Genomic DNA, 16790 nt, shown 5'->3' with positions numbered 1-16790 from the left:
GCCCCAACCTAACTAATTGGACTTCAAGAGTCGAATTTACCGGGAGTGCTGGGGAACCGGTGTCGAAATTGACAGAGGGTCACCGTGAGGCAAGTCTGACCGGACCATGATCGGCCGATCATGGTCGAACGACTCTTCATGGAGGCAGTAGTGGCAAAGGTGCGCCAACGCGGTGGACGGTACGGAAAGGCGCTGGCGGTGCTCGGGGCTGCCTCGGCGCTGACGGCCGGAGCGGCGGCCCCGTCGGTCGCCACCACCGAGCAGAGCGGCAGCGCCCGTTACGTCGCCCTCGGCGACTCGTACACCTCCGGCCCGGGCATCCCCGAGCAGACCGGCGGCGACTGCGCGCGGTCCCGGGTGAACTACCCCTCGCTGACCGCCGCGGCCCTCAAGGAGAAGTCCTTCAAGGACGTCAGCTGCAGCGGCGCGAAGACCGACGACATGTGGCGCGCGCAGGGCGCGAACGCACCCCAGCTGAACGCCCTCGGCAAGCAGACCCGGCTCGTCACCGTCGGCATCGGCGGCAACGACATCGGCTTCGGCGACATCATCGGCACCTGTGCCCAGCTGTCCGTCACCGACCCGGCCGGCGCCCCCTGCAAGAAGAAGTTCACGGCCACGGACGGCTCGGACCAGCTCACCGCGCGCGTCAACCACGCGGCACCCAAGATCGCCCACGTGCTCAAGGCCGTCCACGAGCGCGCCCCGCACGCCAAGGTCGTCCTCGTCGGCTACCCGACGATCATGCCGGACGACGGCAAGGGCTGCTTCCCGGCCGTGCCGATCGCCGCCGGCGACACCCCCTACCTGCGGGACACCGAGAAGCGGCTCAACGCGATGCTCAAGCAGCAGGCCGCCAAGGCGCACGTCCGCTTCGCCGACACCTACGGCCCGACGGTGGGCCACGATGTGTGCAAGCCCACCGCCACCCGGTGGGTCGAGGGCGCACAGCCCGAGAACCCCGCCGCGCCCTTCCACCCCAACGCCAAGGGCGAGCAGTCCATGGCCCGTTCGGTGCTCGCCAGGCTCCGCTAGCGCCGGGCGTGCCCTGTCGGCGGACGGGCTCCGCGAGTAGGCTCCGGGGCCCGTTCGCCCGAATGGAGGCACAGATGGCGCTCCCGAGACCGACCACCCACCGAAGCCTGCCCGTCCTCGCCATGGCGACAGCCCTCCTCGCGGGCGCGCTGACGGCACCCGCCGCGGCCCGGGGGCCCGGCCCGCAAGCGGCCCCCACGCCACCCAAGTCCCCCGTCGCCGTCGGCCACGGGGGCGTGGTGGCCAGCGTCGACGCGGACGCGTCGGCGGCCGGCATCGAGGTGCTGCGCAAGGGCGGCAACGCCGTGGACGCGGCCGTGGCCACCGCCGCCGCGCTCGGCGTCACCGAGCCCTACTCCGCCGGCATCGGCGGCGGCGGCTACCTCGTCCACTACGACGCGAAGACGCGCAAGGTCTCCACCGTGGACGGCCGGGAGCGGGCGCCGCTCAGCGCGACCAAGGACCTCTTCCTGGAGAAGGGCCGGCCGCTGCCGTTCGCCGACGCGGTCACCAGCGGGCTCAGCGTCGGCACGCCCGGCACCCCGGCCACCTGGGACACCGCCCTGCGCTCCTGGGGCAGCCGCTCGCTCGCCCAGGTGCTGGCGCCGGCCCGGCGGCTGGCGCGCGACGGCTTCACCGTCGACGAGACCTTCCGCCGCCAGACCGCCGACAACCAGGCACGCTTCAAGGACTTCCCCGCCAGCGCCGCCCTGTTCCTGCCGGGCGGCAAGCCCCCGGCGGTGGGCTCGACCCTGAAGAACCCCGACCTGGCCCGCACCTACGACCTGCTGGCCAAGGACGGCGTGAACGCGATGTACCGGGGCCCGGTCGGGCGCGACATCGTCAAGACCGTGCGCAAGCCCCCCGTCGACCCCGCCTCGGGGCGCGTGGCACGCCCCGGCGACCTGACCGAGAAGGACCTGCGGGCGTACGCCACCAGGAAGCAGGCCCCGACCCGGACGGCCTACCGCGGCCTGGACGTCTACGGCATCGCCCCCTCCTCCTCCGGTGGCACGACGGTCGCCGAGGCGCTGAACATCCTGGAGAACAGCCGGCTCAAGCGGCTGCCCCAGCAGACCTACCTGCACCGCTACATCGAGGCGAGCCGGATCGCCTTCGCGGACCGCAACCGCTGGGTCGGCGACCCGGCCTTCGAGAACGTGCCCGTACGGGGACTGACCTCGCAGCGCTTCGCCGACTCGCGCGCCTGCCTGATCAAGGACGACGCCGTGCTGACCAGCCCGCTGGCGCCCGGCGACCCGCGCCGGCCCGCCTCGTCCTGCACGACGCGCGGCACCGCCGCCCCCACGCCGTACGAGGGCGAGCACACCACCCATCTGACGGTCGCCGACAAGTGGGGCAACATCGTCGCGTACACCCTGACCATCGAGCAGACCGGCGGCAGCGGCATCACCGTGCCGGGGCGCGGCTTCCTGCTCAACAACGAGCTGACCGACTTCTCCTTCACCCCCGTCAGCCCGGGTGTCCACGACCCGAACCTGCCCGGCCCGGGCAAGCGGCCGCGCTCGTCCGTCTCCCCCACCATCGTCCTGGAGAACGGCAGGCCGGCCTTCGCCCTGGGCTCCCCCGGCGGCGCCACCATCATCACCACGGTGCTCCAGACGCTGCTCAACCACGTCGACCGCGGGATGCCGCTCGTCGACGCGATCGCCGCGCCGCGCGCCAGCCAGCGCAACGCGGCGACGACCGAACTGGAGCCGGGGCTGTGGGACAGCCCGCTGCGCGGCCGCCTGGAGGCCAAGGGCCACGTCTTCAAGCTCAACCCGGAGATCGGCGCCGCGACCGGCGTCCAGCGGCTGCCGGACGGACGGTGGGTGGCCGCGGCCGAGACGTCACGGCGCGGCGGCGGCTCGGCGATGGTGGTGCGGCCGTCCGGAAAGCCCCCGGTGCGCTGAAACGCGCCCCGGCCGGTGACGCGGCCGGCTGATTCGCCGGCCGCCGCCCGGGCGAGGATCCGGGCATATGGCTGCGAGGACCTGGATCCGGTTGCTGGTGCTCCTCGGCGCGTTCGCGGTGTGGCTGCCGGCCGGCCCCACCGCGGACGCGGCCACGGGGAAAGGGAACGTACCGACCTGCGAGCTCGGCGCGTATCTGAGCGACCTGTACGACCTCGACCCGGCGAAGCACACCTTCTCCGCGAGGCTGCAGCTGTGGTCCGTATGCCCCCGGCGGGAGCTGGACCCGCTGCCCACGGCTTCGTTCAGCAACGCCAACGACCCGGAGAAGGGCGAGCCGGCCCTGACCTCCGAAGGGGGCCGGTTCCGGAACGTGACACGGCTGCAGGGGACGTTCCGGCAGGGCTGGGACGTCCGTTCCTTCCCCTTCGACCGGCACCGGATCCAGATCGTCGTCACCTCCGTCCGGGACGTCCGCGCGTTCCGGTTCACGCCGGACAACGAGAACTCCGCCGTCAACGGTGACATCGCCCCGGCCGGCTGGCGGCTCACCGGCTTCCACCTGGCGACCGCCGAGCACCGCTATCCCACCAACTTCGGCAACCCCACGCTGCCCCGGGGAGCGGCGAGCACCCACAGCCGGGTACTCGTCCAGATCGACCTGGCCCGCTCCGACCCCCTGGTTTTCTGGAAGCTGACCGGGCCGCTCTACCTGATGCTGATCGTCGCCACCGCCACCTTCCTGCTGCCCTCGCACAGCGAGGAGCTGAGCATGGCCGAGCGGCTCGACACGCTGCAGAGCCGGCTCGCCCTGCTGGGCGGCGGGCTCTTCGTGGTGATGCTGAACATGCAGCAGGTCAACCAGATCGTCAGCAGCTCGGTCGGGCTCACCCTGATCGACGGGCTGCACCTGCTGACCCTGGTCTATGTGCTGCTGGCGGTCGTCGTCACGGTCTTCTGCTGGCGCTGGATGGTGGACGGCGGCGACCCGGAGACCGCCGAACGGTGGCACCACCGCGGCGCGCTCATGGGCCTCGTGGGGTACGTGCTCATCGCCGGGACGATGGTGGGATGCGCCGCCCGTCTGGGGTAGCGACGGGTTTTCCACAGGAACCGCGATGGTCTTGCCACGGGGAGTGACGGGACCTACGGTCGCAGGCACACACGGATCTTCGCGTGTCAGCCTGGTGGAAGCCCCTGGCATAGGAGCAGCTCATGGCCAACGTTGTCCGCGCCGCACTGGTCCAGGCGACCTGGACCGGCGATACCGAGTCGATGATCGCCAAGCACGAGGAACACGCCCGCGCCGCGGCCGCGCGGGGCGCCAAGGTGATCGGGTTCCAGGAAGTCTTCAACTCCCCCTACTTCTGCCAGGTACAGGAGAGCGAGCACTACCGCTGGGCCGAGCCGGTCCCGGACGGGCCCACCGTCCAGCGGATGCGGGAGCTCGCACGCGAGACCGGCATGGTGATCGTCGTACCGGTCTTCGAGGTCGAGCAGTCCGGTTTCTACTACAACACCGCCGCCGTCATCGACGCCGACGGCAGATATCTCGGCAAGTACCGCAAGCACCACATCCCGCAGATCAAGGGCTTCTGGGAGAAGTACTACTTCAGGCCCGGCAACCTCGGCTGGCCCGTGTTCGACACGGCCGTCGGCAAGGTCGGCGTCTACATCTGCTACGACCGGCACTTCCCCGAGGGCTGGCGCTCGCTCGGCCTGGCCGGGGCCCAGCTCGTCTACAACCCCTCGGCCACCTCCCGCGGCCTGTCCGCCCATCTGTGGCAGCTGGAGCAGCCGGCGGCGGCGATCGCCAACGAGTACTTCATCGCCGCGATCAACCGCGTCGGCCAGGAGGAGTACGGCGACAACGACTTCTACGGCACGTCGTACTTCGTCGACCCGCGCGGCCAGTTCGTCGGGGACCTCGCCAGCGACACCAAGGAGGAACTCCTGGTGCGCGACCTGGACTTCGGGGTCATCGACGAGGTGCGCCGGCAGTGGGCCTTCTACCGGGACCGCAGGCCCGACGCGTACGACGGGCTGGTGCGGCCGTGAGCGCCGGGCAGTCGTCGCTGCGCGCCCGGCACCGCGCGGTGATGCCCGACTGGCTCGCCGTCTACTACGACGAGCCGCTGGAGCTCAGCCACGGCGAGGGCCGCTACGTCTGGGACGCCGAGGGCCGGCGCTACCTCGACTTCTTCGGCGGCGTCCTGACCACCATGACCGCCCACGCCCTGCCCGAGGTCACCGAGGCCGTCGCCCGGCAGGCCGGGCGCATCCTGCACACCTCCACGCTCTACCTCGACCGGCACATGGTGGAGCTGGCCGAGCGCATCGCGGCCCTGTCCGGCATCCCCGACGCCCGGGTCTTCTTCACCACCTCCGGCACCGAGGCCAACGACACGGCGCTGCTGCTGGCCACGTCCTTCCGGCGCTCGAACCAGGTCCTGGCGATGCGCAACGGCTACCACGGCCGCTCGTTCTCCGCCGTCGGCGTCACCGGCAACTCCACCTGGGCGCCCACCAGCCTGTCGCCGCTGCGGACGCTGTACGTGCACGGCGGCGTCCGCGGCCGCGGGCCCTACCGGCGGCTGTCGGACGGGGAGTTCATCGAGGCGTGCGTGGCGGACCTTGAGGACATGCTCGGCCAGACGCACGGCACCGTCGCCGCGCTCATCGCCGAGCCGGTGCAGGGCGTCGGCGGGTTCACCGCACCGCCCGACGGGCTCTACGCCGCCTTCCGCGACGTGCTCGACCGGCACGGCATCCTGTGGATCAGCGACGAGGTGCAGACCGGCTGGGGCCGCACCGGCGACCACTTCTGGGGCTGGCAGGCGCACGGCGCGAGCGGCCCGCCGGACGTGCTCACCTTCGCCAAGGGCATCGGCAACGGCATGGCGCTGGGCGGTGTCGTCGCCCGGGCCGAGGTCATGAACTGCCTCGACGCCAACTCCATCTCCACCTTCGGTGGCAGCCCCGTCACCGCGGCGGCGGGCCTGGCCAACCTCACCTACCTGCTCGAGCACGACCTGCAGGGCAACGCCCGGCGCGTCGGCGGCCTGCTCATCGAGCGGCTGCGCGCCATCACGGCCGGCCTGTCCGTCGTCCGCGAGGTCCGCGGCCGCGGCCTGATGATCGGCATCGAGCTCGTCGAGCACGACGGCTCGCCCTCGCCGCGCGCCGCCTCGCTCGCCCTCGAACTCGCCCGTGAGCAGGGCCTGCTGGTCGGCAAGGGCGGCCGCGAGGGCAACGCCCTGCGCATCGCCCCGCCCCTGTCGCTCACCGTCGCCGAGGCCGAGGAGGGCGCCGCCGCCCTCGAGGAGGCGCTGCGCCGGGTGCAGGACACCGTCGGAGCGAAGGAGCGGGCATGACCACGACGATCGTCAGCGGCGGTCTCGTCATCACCGCCGCCGAGGAGACGCACGCGGACGTCCTCATCGAGGACGGCAAGGTCGCCGCCCTGGCCGCGCCCGGCAGCTCCTGCGCCCGCGGCTGGAGCGCGGAGCACACGATCGACGCGACGGGGAAGTATGTCCTGCCCGGCGGGGTCGACGCCCATACGCACTTCGACTTCCCCTTCGGCGGCACCTCCTCCTCGGACACCTTCGCGACGGGCACGCGGGCCGCCGCGTGGGGCGGCACCACGACCGTCGTCGACTTCGCGGTGCAGCGGCGCGGGCATTCCCTGCGCGAGGGGCTCGACGCCTGGCACGCCAAGGCCGAGGGGCAGTGCGCCGTCGACTACGCCTTCCACATGATCCTCTCCGATGTGAACGAGAGTTCCCTGAAGGAGATGGACCTCCTGGTGGGGGAAGGCGTCACCTCGTTCAAGCTGTTCATGGCCTACCCGGGCGTGCTGTACAGCGACGACGGGCAGATCCTGCGCGCCATGCAGCGGGCTGCCGGCAACGGCGGACTGATCATGATGCACGCGGAGAACGGCATCGCCATCGACGTCCTGGTCGAGCAGGCCCTCGCCGCCGGCCGGACCGACCCCCGCTACCACGGCGAGGTCCGCAAGGCACTGCTGGAGGCCGAGGCCACCCACCGGGCCGTCCAGCTCGCCCGCGTCGCCGGCTGCCCCCTGTACGTGGTGCACGTCTCGGCCCAGGAGGCGGTGGCCGAGCTGGCGCGCGCCCGCGCCATGGATCTGCCGGTCTTCGGTGAGACCTGCCCGCAGTATCTGTTCCTGTCCACGGACAACCTCGCCGAGCCGGGCTTCGAGGGCGCGAAGTACGTCTGCTCGACACCGCTGCGCCCGCGCGAGCACCAGGCCGCGCTCTGGCGGGGCCTGCGCACCGACGACCTCCAGGTCGTCTCCACCGACCACTGCCCGTTCTGCTTCTCCGGCCAGAAGGAGCTGGGCCGCGGCGACTTCTCCAAGATCCCCAACGGTCTGCCGGGCGTGGAGAACCGCATGGACCTGCTCCACCAGGCCGTCGTCGACGGCCACATCTCCCGCCGCCGCTGGATCGAGATCGCCTGCGCCGCCCCCGCCCGGATGTTCGGGCTCGCCCCGCGCAAGGGCACCATCGCGCCGGGCTGCGACGCCGACATCGTGATCTACGACCCGCACGCCGAGCAGACCCTCTCGGCCGCGACCCACCACATGAACGTCGACTACTCGGCCTACGAGGGCAAACGGGTCACCGGGCAGGTGGAGACCGTGCTCTGTCGCGGAGAGACCGTCCTCGACCGGAGGCGGTTCACCGGCCGGGCCGGGCACGGACGCTACCTGCCCCGCTCGACCTGTCAGTACCTGGCATAACAGGAGTAAGGAGCACCCCGCACCGTGGACTTCGGCCTCGTCCTCCAGACCGACCCGCCCGCCTCCGCCGTCATCGACCTGATGCGCCGCGCCGAAGGGGCCGGCTTCCGCTACGGCTGGACCTTCGACTCCGCCGTGCTGTGGCAGGAGCCCTTCGTCATCTACAGCCGCATCCTGGAACACACCGAACGACTCGTGGTCGGCCCCATGGTCACCAACCCCTCCACGCGCAGCCCCGAGGTCACCGCCTCCACCTTCGCCACCCTCAACGACATGTTCGGCGACCGCACCGTGTGCGGCATCGGCCGGGGCGACTCGGCGATGCGGGTCGCCGGGCGCAAGCCCAACACCCTCGCCACCCTCAGCGAGACGATGCGGATCGTCCGGGACCTGGCCGAGGGCCGGGAGACGGAGGTGGACGGCAGGACGCTGAAGCTGGCCTGGGCCCGCGAGAGCCGACTGCCCGTGTGGATGGCCGCCTACGGTCCCAAGGCCCTGGCCCTGGCCGGCCGTGAGGCCGACGGCTTCATCCTCCAGCTCGCCGACCCGTATCTGACGGAGTGGATGATCAAGGCCGTGCGCTCCGCCGCCGCCGGGGCGGGCCGCGACCCGTCCTCGGTCACCATCTGCGTCGCCGCCCCCGCCTACGTCGGGGACGACCTGGCGCACGCGCGCGAGCAGTGCCGCTGGTTCGGCGGCATGGTCGGCAACCACGTCGCCGACCTGGTCAGCCGCTACGGGGCGCACTCCGGCCTGGTGCCCGAGGTGCTCACCTCGTACATCGAGCAGCGCAAGGGCTACGACTACGCCCACCACGGGCGCGCCGGGAACCCCTCCACCGACTTCGTGCCCGACGCGATCGTGGACCGCTTCTGCCTCCTGGGGCCCGTGGCGGCGCACCGGGAGCGGCTGGAGCGGCTGCGCGAGCTGGGCGTGGACCAGTTCGCCCTCTACGCGATGCACGACGCGAAGGAGCGCACCATCGACGCGTACGGGCAGCACCTCATCCCGGCGCTCGGCTAGGAGGGCCTTCAGACGTCGAGGTCGACGACGACCGGGGCGTGGTCCGAGGCGCCCTTGCCCTTGCGCTCCTCGCGGTCGACGAACGCGTCCTGGCCGGCCTTGGCGAAGGGGGCGTTGCCGTAGACCAGGTCGATGCGCATGCCCCGGTTCTTGGGGAAGCACAGCTGGCGGTAGTCCCAGTAGGTGTACGGACGGTCGTACTTCAGGGGGCGGGGCACGATGTCGGACAGGCCGGCGTCGCGCAGGGCGGCGAGGGCGGCGCGCTCGGCGGGGGTGACGTGCGTGGCGCCCTCGAAGACCGAGGGGTCGTAGACGTCCTCGTCGGCCGGGGCGATGTTGAAGTCGCCGAGGACGGCGAACGGCCGCTCCCCCGCCGCGTCCACCGCCACGGCGTCGCGCAGCGACTCCAGCCAGCGGAGCTTGTAGGTGTAGTGGCCGTGCCCGACCTCGCGGCCGTTGGGCACGTACACCGACCAGAGCCGGACCGGCCCGCAGTCCGCGGAGATCGCCCGCGGCTCCTGCGCGCCCTCGTACTCCGGCCCGCCGGGCAGGCCCATGACCACACCGTCCAGGCCGACCCGGGAGACCAGCGCCACGCCGTTCCACCGCCCGGTGGCGTGGACCGCGGACTCGTAACCGAGCTCGCGGAGCTCCTCGGTGGGGAACTGCTCGGCGGTGCACTTGGTCTCCTGGAGGCACAGCACGTCCGTGCCGCTGCTCTCCAGCCAGGCCAGCAGCCTGGGGAGGCGGGCGGTGATCGAGTTCACGTTCCAGGTGGCGATGCGCATGCGGCCACCCTAACGGCCACCTCTGACAGTCACAGGTCGATGCTCTGGCCGGCCGCCATCCTCATGTGGTCCGCGCCCGCGACGCCGGGGCCGTCCGGGCCCAGCATCCGGTCGTAGACGGGCCGGGCGAGGTCCGTCAGCAGCGCGTCGTGGATGTCGATCGCCCGCCGGGGCCCGATCTCCCGGACGTAGTCGATGACCTCGGAGACCTTGTTCCAGGGGGCCATGACCGGGACCATCAGCGTCTCGACCGGCTGCCCCGGCAGCGTCAGCGCGTCGCCGGGGTGGAAGACCGAACCGTCCACGAGGTAACCGACGTTGGTGATCCGCGGGATGTCCGGGTGGATCACGGCGTGCAGCTGCCCGTGCACCTGGACGTCGAAGCCCGCGGCCGTGAAGGTGTCGCCCTCGCCGACCGTGTGCACCCGGCCGGGGAAGGCCGCCGAGATCCGCTCGGCGACGCTGCGCAGCGTCCACAGCTCGGCGGCCGGGTTGGCCTCGAGACCGGCCCGCAGCCGGTGCTCGTCGAAGTGGTCGGGGTGCTCGTGGGTGACGAGGACGGCGTCCGCGCCGACGGCCGCGTCCTCCTCGCTGAACCCTCCGGGGTCGATGACGAGCGTGCGGCCGTCCTTCTCCAGACGGACGCAGGCATGACTCTGCTTGGTCAGCTTCATGGCCCCATCTTGCTACGCGCCCCCGCGCCGCGTCCGCGCGCCGCCACGCCCTATCGCGCGTCGCCGCCCTCCGCCGCGACGACGCGCTCGGCCACCGCGAAGGCGGCGCCCGCCGCCGGCAGACCGCAGTAGAGGGCGGTGTGCAGCAACGTTTCCTTGACCTCGTCGGCGGTGACGCCGTCGCGCAGGGCGGCCCGGAGGTAACGGGCCAGCTCGTCGAGGTGGCCGGCCGTGGTGAGGGCGGTCAGGGTCAGGAGGAAGCGCGTGCGCCGGTCGAGCCCGGGCCGCGCCCATGTGCCGCCCCATGCCACGCGGGTGACGAAGTCGTCGTACTCCGCGCCGAACCCCTTCGGCCCGGGCCCGCTCCCGCCCTCCTCGCCGAGCACCTCACGACGGACCCGGAGGCCCGTCGCGTGCGCGTCGGCGTCCGGGTCCGCCGGGGTGGCCGCGTAAGGGTTCGCGTCCTGCGGGGTCGCGTACGGGTTGGCACCCGCGGGCACCGGAACGGCGGGCGGGACGGCGGCGGGCGCGCCGAAGGCGGAGTCCGCAGAAGCGGCCTTCGGCGCCGGCTCCGGGGCCGGCGTGGGCTGCGGCTCGGCGGCGGCAGGCTGCGGCGCCCCGAAGGGGCCGGCCGCCACGGACGGCTGAGGCGCGGCGGACGGGGAAGCGGTTGCGGCAGCGGGCTGGGGCGCCCCGAAGGCCCCGGCCGGCACGCCCGGCCCGGATGGCTGAGGCCCGGGGGCGGGAGCGGGAGCGGGAGCGGCGGCCGAGGCCGGCTGCCAAGGGGCCGAGAAGTGGCGGACCAGCAGATCGGTCACGGCCGCCGGCTGCTCGACCGGCGTGAGGTGCCTGGCCGCGGGCACCACGGCCAGGCGGGCGTCGTGGATGCCGGCGACCAGCACCCGGGCCTCGGCGGCGGGGGTCACCTGGTCCTCGGCGCCGACGATCACGAGCGTGGGGGCGACGACGCGGCCCAGTCCGGGCCGTGCGTCGAAGGCGGCGAGGGCCTCGCAGGCGGCGGCGTAGCTGTGGAGGTCGGTCGTCCGGACCATCTGGACGGCCCAGTCCACGATCGCGGGCTGGGCGCCCGCGAAGGCGGAGGTGAACCAGCGCTCGGGCGCCGACCGGGCCACCGGCTCCAGCCCGTTCGCGCGGACCTCGCCGGCACGCGGCCCCCAGGCGTCGGCGGAGCCGAAGTGCGCGGCGGAGCCGACCACGGCCAGGGAGGCGAGCCGGTGCGGGTGGCGCAGGGCGAGGTCGGTGCCGATGGCCCCGGAGACGCAGCAACCCACGTAGCCGAAGCGCTCGATGCCGAGCCGGTCCAGGGTGGCCAGCAGCCGGTCGGCGAGCTCGCCGACGGTGGCGGCGGGCTGGGCCGGGGCGCCACCGTGCCCGGGCAGATCGAAGCGCAGGACGCGCCAGTGCCGGGTCAGCTCCGGTATCTGCCGGTCCCACATGTGCCAGGTGGTGCCCAGGGCGGGGCCGAGGACGAGGACGGGGCCGTCCTCGGGGCCGTCGAACCGGTGCTGGAGGGGCTGGAGGGACTGGAGAGAAGGGGTCTGCTGCTCGCTCACCCGCGTCACGCTATCCGCCGTGCCGGCGGACCCGGTTCAGGGGGTGGTGGTGGAGATGACGAAGACCTCGGGGCGGTCCGGGTTGTCCATGTTGGCGGTGATCTGAAAGTTCGGCTTGGGCTTGTCCTGCTCGCGGACCGTGCCCTTCCAGTGGTGACCGCTGCCGAATTCCCAGCCGACCGTCGCCGCCTCGTCCTCGTCGATGGTGATCCGGCCGTCCTGGAGCGCGGCGGGGCTGGTGCCGACCTGCTTCAGCCACTTGTCGAACTTCTTGCGCGTGGTCGTGAACTGCAGGTACAGCGAGCTGGAGCGCCAGGAGTTGGTCTCGTAGTGGGCGACGTCGGTGGCGTAGGCCGGCACCGTCATGCCGTAGATGCGGCGCTGGACCTTGGAGGGCCAGCCCTCCTCCAGCCCCTTGGCGACGGCCTCTTCCCGCTTGGTGGTGCTGCCGCTGCGGCTCTGCATCGCGGAGATGTAGAGGTAGCCGGCGGGGATGGCGATGAGCAGGAGGACGACGATGGGCTTGACCCAGCGGCGGCTCGTGCGACGGCCGCCGGGGCCGTCGCCCCGGCCGCCGTTCGCGCCGTCGGGTTCCTCCGCGGGGGCGGTGCGTGCGCTGTGTTCCATGATGCTCATCCCCGGCCCGCCCGTGCGTACCGCTCGTAGCGCTCGACGCGGCGCCGGTTGGCGCGGCGGAAGCGGCGGGCGACGAGGCGGGCCAGGTCGGCGGCGCCGACCATGCCGGCCTCGGGGCCCAGCTGCGCCTTGACGATGCGGGCCTCCGGGCGGTAGCCGCGACCGGTGAGGTGGCGGCGGAACGCGTCCCGGGCGGGGCCGATCAGCAGGTCGTCGGCGGCGCTGACGCCACCGCCGATGACGAAGCACGAGGGGTCGAGGGCGGCGGCGAGGTTGGCGATGCCCACGCCGAGCCACTGGCCGATGTCCTGGAGGAGCTCGACGCACATGGCGTCGCCCTCGCGGGCCAGCTCCGTGATCAGCGGACCGGTGATCTCGGGGATGTTGCCGCCGACGCGGTCGATGATCCCGTAGGCGACCGGGGACTCCGCCGCGGCCAGCTCACGGGCCTCGCGGACCAGGGCGTTGCCGGAGCTGTACTGCTCCCAGCAGCCGCGGTTGCCGCAGGGGCAGCGGTGGCCGCCGGGGACGACCTGCATGTGGCCGAACTCGCCGGCGACGCCGAACTTGCCCCGCTTGACCTGGCCGTCCTCGAGGATGGCGCCGCCGATGCCGGTACCCAGGGTGATCATGACGAGGTGGTCCTCGCCCCGGCCCGCGCCGAAGCGCCACTCCGCCCAGGCGGCGGTGTTGGCGTCGTTGTCGACCATGACCGGGACGGCGAGGCGGCCGGCGAGCCGGTCGCGCAGCGGCTCGTTGCGCCAGGACAGGTGCGGGGCGAACAGGACGCGGTTGCGGTCGGCGTCGACCCAGCCCGCGGCGCCGATGCCGACGGCGTGGACGTCGTGGCGGTCGGAGAGGTCGAGGACCAGCTCGGTGATGGTGTCCTCGACGACCTTGGGGCTCTTGGACTTGTCCGGGGTCTCCGTACGGAGCTTCTCCAGGATGTTGCCGTCGGCGTCGACGACGCCCGCCATGACCTTGGTGCCGCCGATGTCGATGCCGACGGTGGGGACGCGGGGCGCGGTGAGGTGCGAGCGACGCTCGCGCGTGCCGGCCGTGCGCAGCACGGTCGCTCTTCCGGTGCCCCGGTATACCCGCTCGCGGTACATGCTCATCGCGACACCTCCACCACTGCGTGGGGCCTGGCGGTTCTACGGGCGCTGCCGGTGCGTGCTCGCACGAGTCGATGTCCCTGCAGTGGTCTCAGGAGGCCGGGGCCTCGTATCTACGGTCGTCGCCGATTGTGCCTCACCAGCCCGGTGCGTCGCACAACGGCGCTGGTGAGGACGGCGCCCCCGGCGCCGGGCAAGGAACGCCGTCAGTCGCCGCCCCCCGCGGCGTCCACCGGCTTGCCCCCGATGACATCGGGACCGGGCGCCCGCTCCAGCTCGTGGCTGAGCTGGTCGAGCTCACTGCCGCCCGCCATCTGCCGCGTGAGCTCGTCGAGGGCGATCTCCGCCTTCGTGTGGCTGCCCGCCATCGCCCCGCGCTTGAGCAGCACGAAGCGGTCACCGACGAGGTACGCGTGGTGCGGGTTGTGCGTGATCAAGACCACGCCCAGGCCCGCGTCGCGGGCGGCGGCGACGTACTTGAGGACCACGCCCGACTGCTTGACGCCGAGCGCCGCGGTGGGCTCGTCCAGGACGAGCACCTTCGCGCCGAAGTAGACGGCGCGGGCGATCGCCACGCACTGGCGCTCACCGCCGGAGAGCGTGCCGATGGGCTGGTCGACGTCGCGCAGGTCGATGCCCATGCGCAGCAGCTCCGCACGGGTCGTCTCGCGCATCCGCTGGACGTCGAGGCGCCTGAAGGGGCCCACGCCCGTCGTGGGCTCCGAGCCGAGGAAGAAGTTGCGCCACACCGGCATGAGGGGCACGACCGCGAGGTCCTGGTAGACCGTGGCGATGCCGCGGCCCAGGGCCTCCCGGGGCGAGGCGAGCCTCGCCTCCTCGCCCTCGATCTCGAAGGAGCCCGCGTCGTGCTGGTGCAGCCCCGCGATGATCTTGATCAGGGTGGACTTGCCGGCTCCGTTGTCGCCCAGCACACAGGTGATCTCGCCGCCGTGGACCTCCAGGGAGACGCCCTCGAGCGCGCGGATGTTGCCGTAGTACTTGCTCACGTCCGTGAGCTTGACGAGAGCACTCACTTGGTCGCCTCCGCGCGCTTACGGACCCAGGCGTTCAGCAGGGTCGCCAGGAGCAGCATGGCGCCGAGGAAGAACTTGAACCAGTCCGGGTTCCACTGCGCGTACACGATGCCCTTGCTGGTCATGCCGAAGATGAACGCGCCGACCGCGGACCCGATGGCCGAGCCGTAGCCGCCGGTCATCAGGCAGCCGCCGATGACGGCCGCGATGATGTAGAGGAACTCGTTGCCGACGCCCTCGCCCGACTGGACGACGTCGTAGGACATGAGCAGGTGCTGGCCCGAGATCCAGGCGCAGAAGGCCACGGCCATGTACAGGCCGATCTTGGTGCGGTTGACGGGGACGCCGACCGCGCGGGCCGCGTCCGCGCCGCCGCCGACCGCGAAGATCCAGTTGCCCACGCGGGTGCGGAGCAGGACCCAGGTGGCCAGGGCCACGAGGGCGAACCACCACAGGATCGTGACCTGGAGGTCCACCCCGCCGATCGTCAGATGGGAGGCGAACACCTTGCGGGCGGACTCGAAGCCCTCCATGTCCCCGATGGTCTTGGTGGAGACCGTGCCGCTGATGAGCTTGGTGAAGCCCAGGTTGAGGCCCGTCAGCATCAGGAACGTGCCGAGCGTGATGATGAAGCTCGGCAGCTTGGTGCGCGTCAGCATGAAGCCGTTGAAGAAGCCGATCGCCAGGGTGGTGAGGAGGGAGACCCCCACGCCCACCCAGACGTTCGCCGTCATCTGGTAGCTGAACATCGACGAGACCAGGGCCGAGGTCGTCACCATGACGCCGGTCGACAGGTCGAACTCCCCGCCGATCATCAGCAGCGCCACCGGTACGGCCATGATGCCGATCGTCGAGGACGCGTAGAGCACGGTGGACAGGCTGGAAGCCTGCAGGAAGCTTTCGGCCACGAACGAGAAGAAGACGAAGACGGCGGCGGCGCCGACGACCGCGCCCAGCTCCGGGCGGCCGAGCATGCGCCGCAGGTAGGAGCGGCTCACGATGCGCTCGTCGGGCGCGTCCTGGACGGGGGCTGTCGCGGGCGCGCTCATCGCGTGCCCCGCTTGGTGTACTCGGCCAGGGTCTTCGCGTCGTCCTTGGTGACGATCTGCGGTCCGGTCAGGACCGGGCGGCCGCCGCCGAGCATGTCGCGGTTGTAGCGGTAGAGCCACAGCAGGTCGACCGCCTCGTAGCCCTGGAGGTAGGGGTCCTGGTCGACGGCGAAGCCCAGGGTGCCGGCCTGGAGGGCCTCGGCGACCTTGGCGTTGAGGTCGAAGGTGTCGACCTCCGCCTTGCTGCCGGCCTGCTCGGCGGCCTTGACGGCGGTGGGAGCGAAGGGCGCGCCGAGGGTGACGACCGCGTCGATGTCCTTGTCGGACTGCAGCTTCGCCTCGATGGACGACTGCACGTTGGGCATGTTGGTGCCCTCGACGTAGAGGTTCTGCAGGTCGCCCTTGAAGGACTTCTTCACGCCGTCGCAGCGCTGCTCGTGGCCGACGTTGCCCTGCTCGTGCAGGACGCAGACGGCCTTCTTCTTCCCGCGCTGGTTGAGCTGCTCGCCGACGGCCTCGCCGGCGATGGTCTCGTCCTGGCCGATGTGGGTGAGCGCCCCGAACTCCTTGGACTTCTCGGAGCCCGAGTTCACGGTGATCACCGGAATGCCGGCCTTCTTCGCCTTGGCGACGACGTCCTTCATGGCGTCGGGCTTGGCGAGCGTGACGATCAGGCCGTCGACCTTCTGGTCGATCATGGCCTGGACGTTCTGCGCCTGCTTGTTCCCCTCGACGTCATGGGCGTAGAGGAACTTGATGTTGTCCTTGGCGGCCGCCTGCTTGGCACCGGCCTGGACGATGTCCCAGAAGGTGTCACCATCGCCCGAGTGGGTGACCATCGCGAAGGTCCACCGGGGGGTGTCGACCGCGGCACGCCCCTGGGCGGCCTTGGCGGCCCGCTCCTCGGCGCGCTTGCCGCCCGTGCTGCTGCACCCCGCCAGTGTGGCGCCGAGCACCGCTGCCAGCACGGCGCTCACCGCACGTACGCCTGTCCGAACCCTTGCCACGAGGACTTGCCCTTCCACTGTCTGTCACGGTGCGGCCGGGCCCGATCACAGACCCAACCGCCCAAGTATCCGTCACCATCCGTCACCGCTGTCGGCCGGGGCGTCGGCGGTGCCGTGCGGGGCTGCATTCCTTGTTCGTCGCGCGTCGTTCCTCTGTGGGTGGATTTG

The 16790-nt window shown here is 71.9% G+C and carries 15 protein-coding genes; 7 read left to right on the top strand and 8 right to left on the bottom strand.

The window, feature by feature from the left end; all coding sequences use genetic code 11:
- The first annotated feature begins 120 nt into the window (after positions 1 to 120).
- The 7 genes from ABZ956_RS12470 (at position 121) to ABZ956_RS12440 (ending at position 8745) form a co-directional block, all read left to right on the top strand.
- Positions 121 to 1035, top strand: coding sequence for an SGNH/GDSL hydrolase family protein (locus ABZ956_RS12470; RefSeq protein ID WP_361891036.1), 915 nt, complete (start codon positions 121 to 123; stop codon positions 1033 to 1035).
- A gap of 74 nt (positions 1036 to 1109) precedes the next feature.
- Positions 1110 to 2951 (top strand): gamma-glutamyltransferase, encoded by a 1842-nt coding sequence (gene ggt, locus ABZ956_RS12465; RefSeq protein WP_361891033.1) that lies wholly within the window; start codon positions 1110 to 1112, stop codon positions 2949 to 2951.
- A 67-nt stretch (positions 2952 to 3018) separates the two neighbouring features.
- On the top strand, positions 3019 to 4044 hold the full coding sequence (locus ABZ956_RS12460) for a hypothetical protein (protein ID WP_361891030.1): 1026 nt from the start codon (positions 3019 to 3021) through the stop codon (positions 4042 to 4044).
- A gap of 122 nt (positions 4045 to 4166) precedes the next feature.
- On the top strand, positions 4167 to 5009 hold the full coding sequence (locus tag ABZ956_RS12455) for a nitrilase-related carbon-nitrogen hydrolase (protein ID WP_361891027.1): 843 nt from the start codon (positions 4167 to 4169) through the stop codon (positions 5007 to 5009).
- Positions 5010 to 5050: 41 nt separating this feature from the next.
- Positions 5051 to 6325, top strand: coding sequence for an aspartate aminotransferase family protein (locus ABZ956_RS12450; protein ID WP_361891470.1), 1275 nt, complete (start codon positions 5051 to 5053; stop codon positions 6323 to 6325).
- Positions 6322 to 7722 carry a dihydropyrimidinase gene (gene hydA / locus ABZ956_RS12445; RefSeq protein ID WP_361891024.1) on the top strand — a complete coding sequence of 467 codons (1401 nt, stop codon included), beginning with the start codon at positions 6322 to 6324 and terminating at the stop codon, positions 7720 to 7722. The genes ABZ956_RS12450 and hydA overlap by 4 nt, the downstream gene beginning before the upstream one ends.
- Positions 7723 to 7746: 24 nt before the next feature.
- Positions 7747 to 8745, top strand: coding sequence for a TIGR03842 family LLM class F420-dependent oxidoreductase (locus tag ABZ956_RS12440; RefSeq protein ID WP_361891021.1), 999 nt, complete (start codon positions 7747 to 7749; stop codon positions 8743 to 8745).
- An 8-nt stretch (positions 8746 to 8753) separates the two neighbouring features.
- On the opposite strand, the gene ABZ956_RS12435 is transcribed toward ABZ956_RS12440, so the two are convergent.
- The 8 genes from ABZ956_RS12435 to ABZ956_RS12400 all read right to left on the bottom strand — a co-directional run bounded on the left by ABZ956_RS12435 (position 8754) and on the right by ABZ956_RS12400 (position 16592).
- Positions 8754 to 9533 carry an exodeoxyribonuclease III gene (locus ABZ956_RS12435; RefSeq protein ID WP_361891018.1) on the bottom strand — a complete coding sequence of 260 codons (780 nt, stop codon included), beginning with the start codon at positions 9531 to 9533 and terminating at the stop codon, positions 8754 to 8756.
- 29 nt (positions 9534 to 9562) lie between these two features.
- Complete coding sequence (locus tag ABZ956_RS12430; RefSeq protein WP_361891015.1) at positions 9563 to 10207, bottom strand: MBL fold metallo-hydrolase; 645 nt, start codon at positions 10205 to 10207, stop codon at positions 9563 to 9565.
- A gap of 50 nt (positions 10208 to 10257) precedes the next feature.
- Complete coding sequence (locus tag ABZ956_RS12425; protein ID WP_361891013.1) at positions 10258 to 11781, bottom strand: alpha/beta fold hydrolase; 1524 nt, start codon at positions 11779 to 11781, stop codon at positions 10258 to 10260.
- A 36-nt stretch (positions 11782 to 11817) separates the two neighbouring features.
- Positions 11818 to 12408 carry a hypothetical protein gene (locus ABZ956_RS12420; RefSeq protein WP_361891010.1) on the bottom strand — a complete coding sequence of 197 codons (591 nt, stop codon included), beginning with the start codon at positions 12406 to 12408 and terminating at the stop codon, positions 11818 to 11820.
- A 5-nt stretch (positions 12409 to 12413) separates the two neighbouring features.
- Positions 12414 to 13535 (bottom strand): ROK family glucokinase, encoded by a 1122-nt coding sequence (locus tag ABZ956_RS12415; RefSeq protein WP_361891007.1) that lies wholly within the window; start codon positions 13533 to 13535, stop codon positions 12414 to 12416.
- 203 nt (positions 13536 to 13738) lie between these two features.
- Positions 13739 to 14566, bottom strand: coding sequence for an ATP-binding cassette domain-containing protein (locus tag ABZ956_RS12410; RefSeq protein ID WP_361891004.1), 828 nt, complete (start codon positions 14564 to 14566; stop codon positions 13739 to 13741).
- Positions 14563 to 15615, bottom strand: a complete 1053-nt coding sequence (locus tag ABZ956_RS12405) for an ABC transporter permease (protein WP_361891001.1) — start codon at positions 15613 to 15615, stop codon at positions 14563 to 14565. The genes ABZ956_RS12410 and ABZ956_RS12405 overlap by 4 nt, the downstream gene beginning before the upstream one ends.
- Entirely contained in the window at positions 15612 to 16592 is a 981-nt protein-coding gene (locus ABZ956_RS12400) for a sugar ABC transporter substrate-binding protein (protein WP_361890998.1), read from the bottom strand. The genes ABZ956_RS12405 and ABZ956_RS12400 overlap by 4 nt, the downstream gene beginning before the upstream one ends.
- Positions 16593 to 16790: the final 198 nt, after the last annotated feature.

It is taken from the genome of Streptomyces sp. NPDC046261 (assembly GCF_040646235.1).
Lineage (GTDB): Bacteria > Actinomycetota > Actinomycetes > Streptomycetales > Streptomycetaceae > Streptomyces.
This window is presented reverse-complemented; position numbering and strand designations above follow the sequence as displayed.

Coding starts and splice junctions, on each gene's coding strand:
- ABZ956_RS12415 (WP_361891007.1), bottom strand. CDS start 13,535: ATGAGCATGTACCGCGAGCGGGTATACCGGGGCACCGGAAGAGCGACC.
- ggt (WP_361891033.1), top strand. CDS start 1,110: ATGGCGCTCCCGAGACCGACCACCCACCGAAGCCTGCCCGTCCTCGCC.
- ABZ956_RS12420 (WP_361891010.1), bottom strand. CDS start 12,408: ATGGAACACAGCGCACGCACCGCCCCCGCGGAGGAACCCGACGGCGCG.
- ABZ956_RS12460 (WP_361891030.1), top strand. CDS start 3,019: ATGGCTGCGAGGACCTGGATCCGGTTGCTGGTGCTCCTCGGCGCGTTC.
- hydA (WP_361891024.1), top strand. CDS start 6,322: ATGACCACGACGATCGTCAGCGGCGGTCTCGTCATCACCGCCGCCGAG.
- ABZ956_RS12430 (WP_361891015.1), bottom strand. CDS start 10,207: ATGAAGCTGACCAAGCAGAGTCATGCCTGCGTCCGTCTGGAGAAGGAC.
- ABZ956_RS12455 (WP_361891027.1), top strand. CDS start 4,167: ATGGCCAACGTTGTCCGCGCCGCACTGGTCCAGGCGACCTGGACCGGC.
- ABZ956_RS12435 (WP_361891018.1), bottom strand. CDS start 9,533: ATGCGCATCGCCACCTGGAACGTGAACTCGATCACCGCCCGCCTCCCC.
- ABZ956_RS12405 (WP_361891001.1), bottom strand. CDS start 15,615: ATGAGCGCGCCCGCGACAGCCCCCGTCCAGGACGCGCCCGACGAGCGC.
- ABZ956_RS12450 (WP_361891470.1), top strand. CDS start 5,051: ATGCCCGACTGGCTCGCCGTCTACTACGACGAGCCGCTGGAGCTCAGC.
- ABZ956_RS12470 (WP_361891036.1), top strand. CDS start 121: ATGGTCGAACGACTCTTCATGGAGGCAGTAGTGGCAAAGGTGCGCCAA.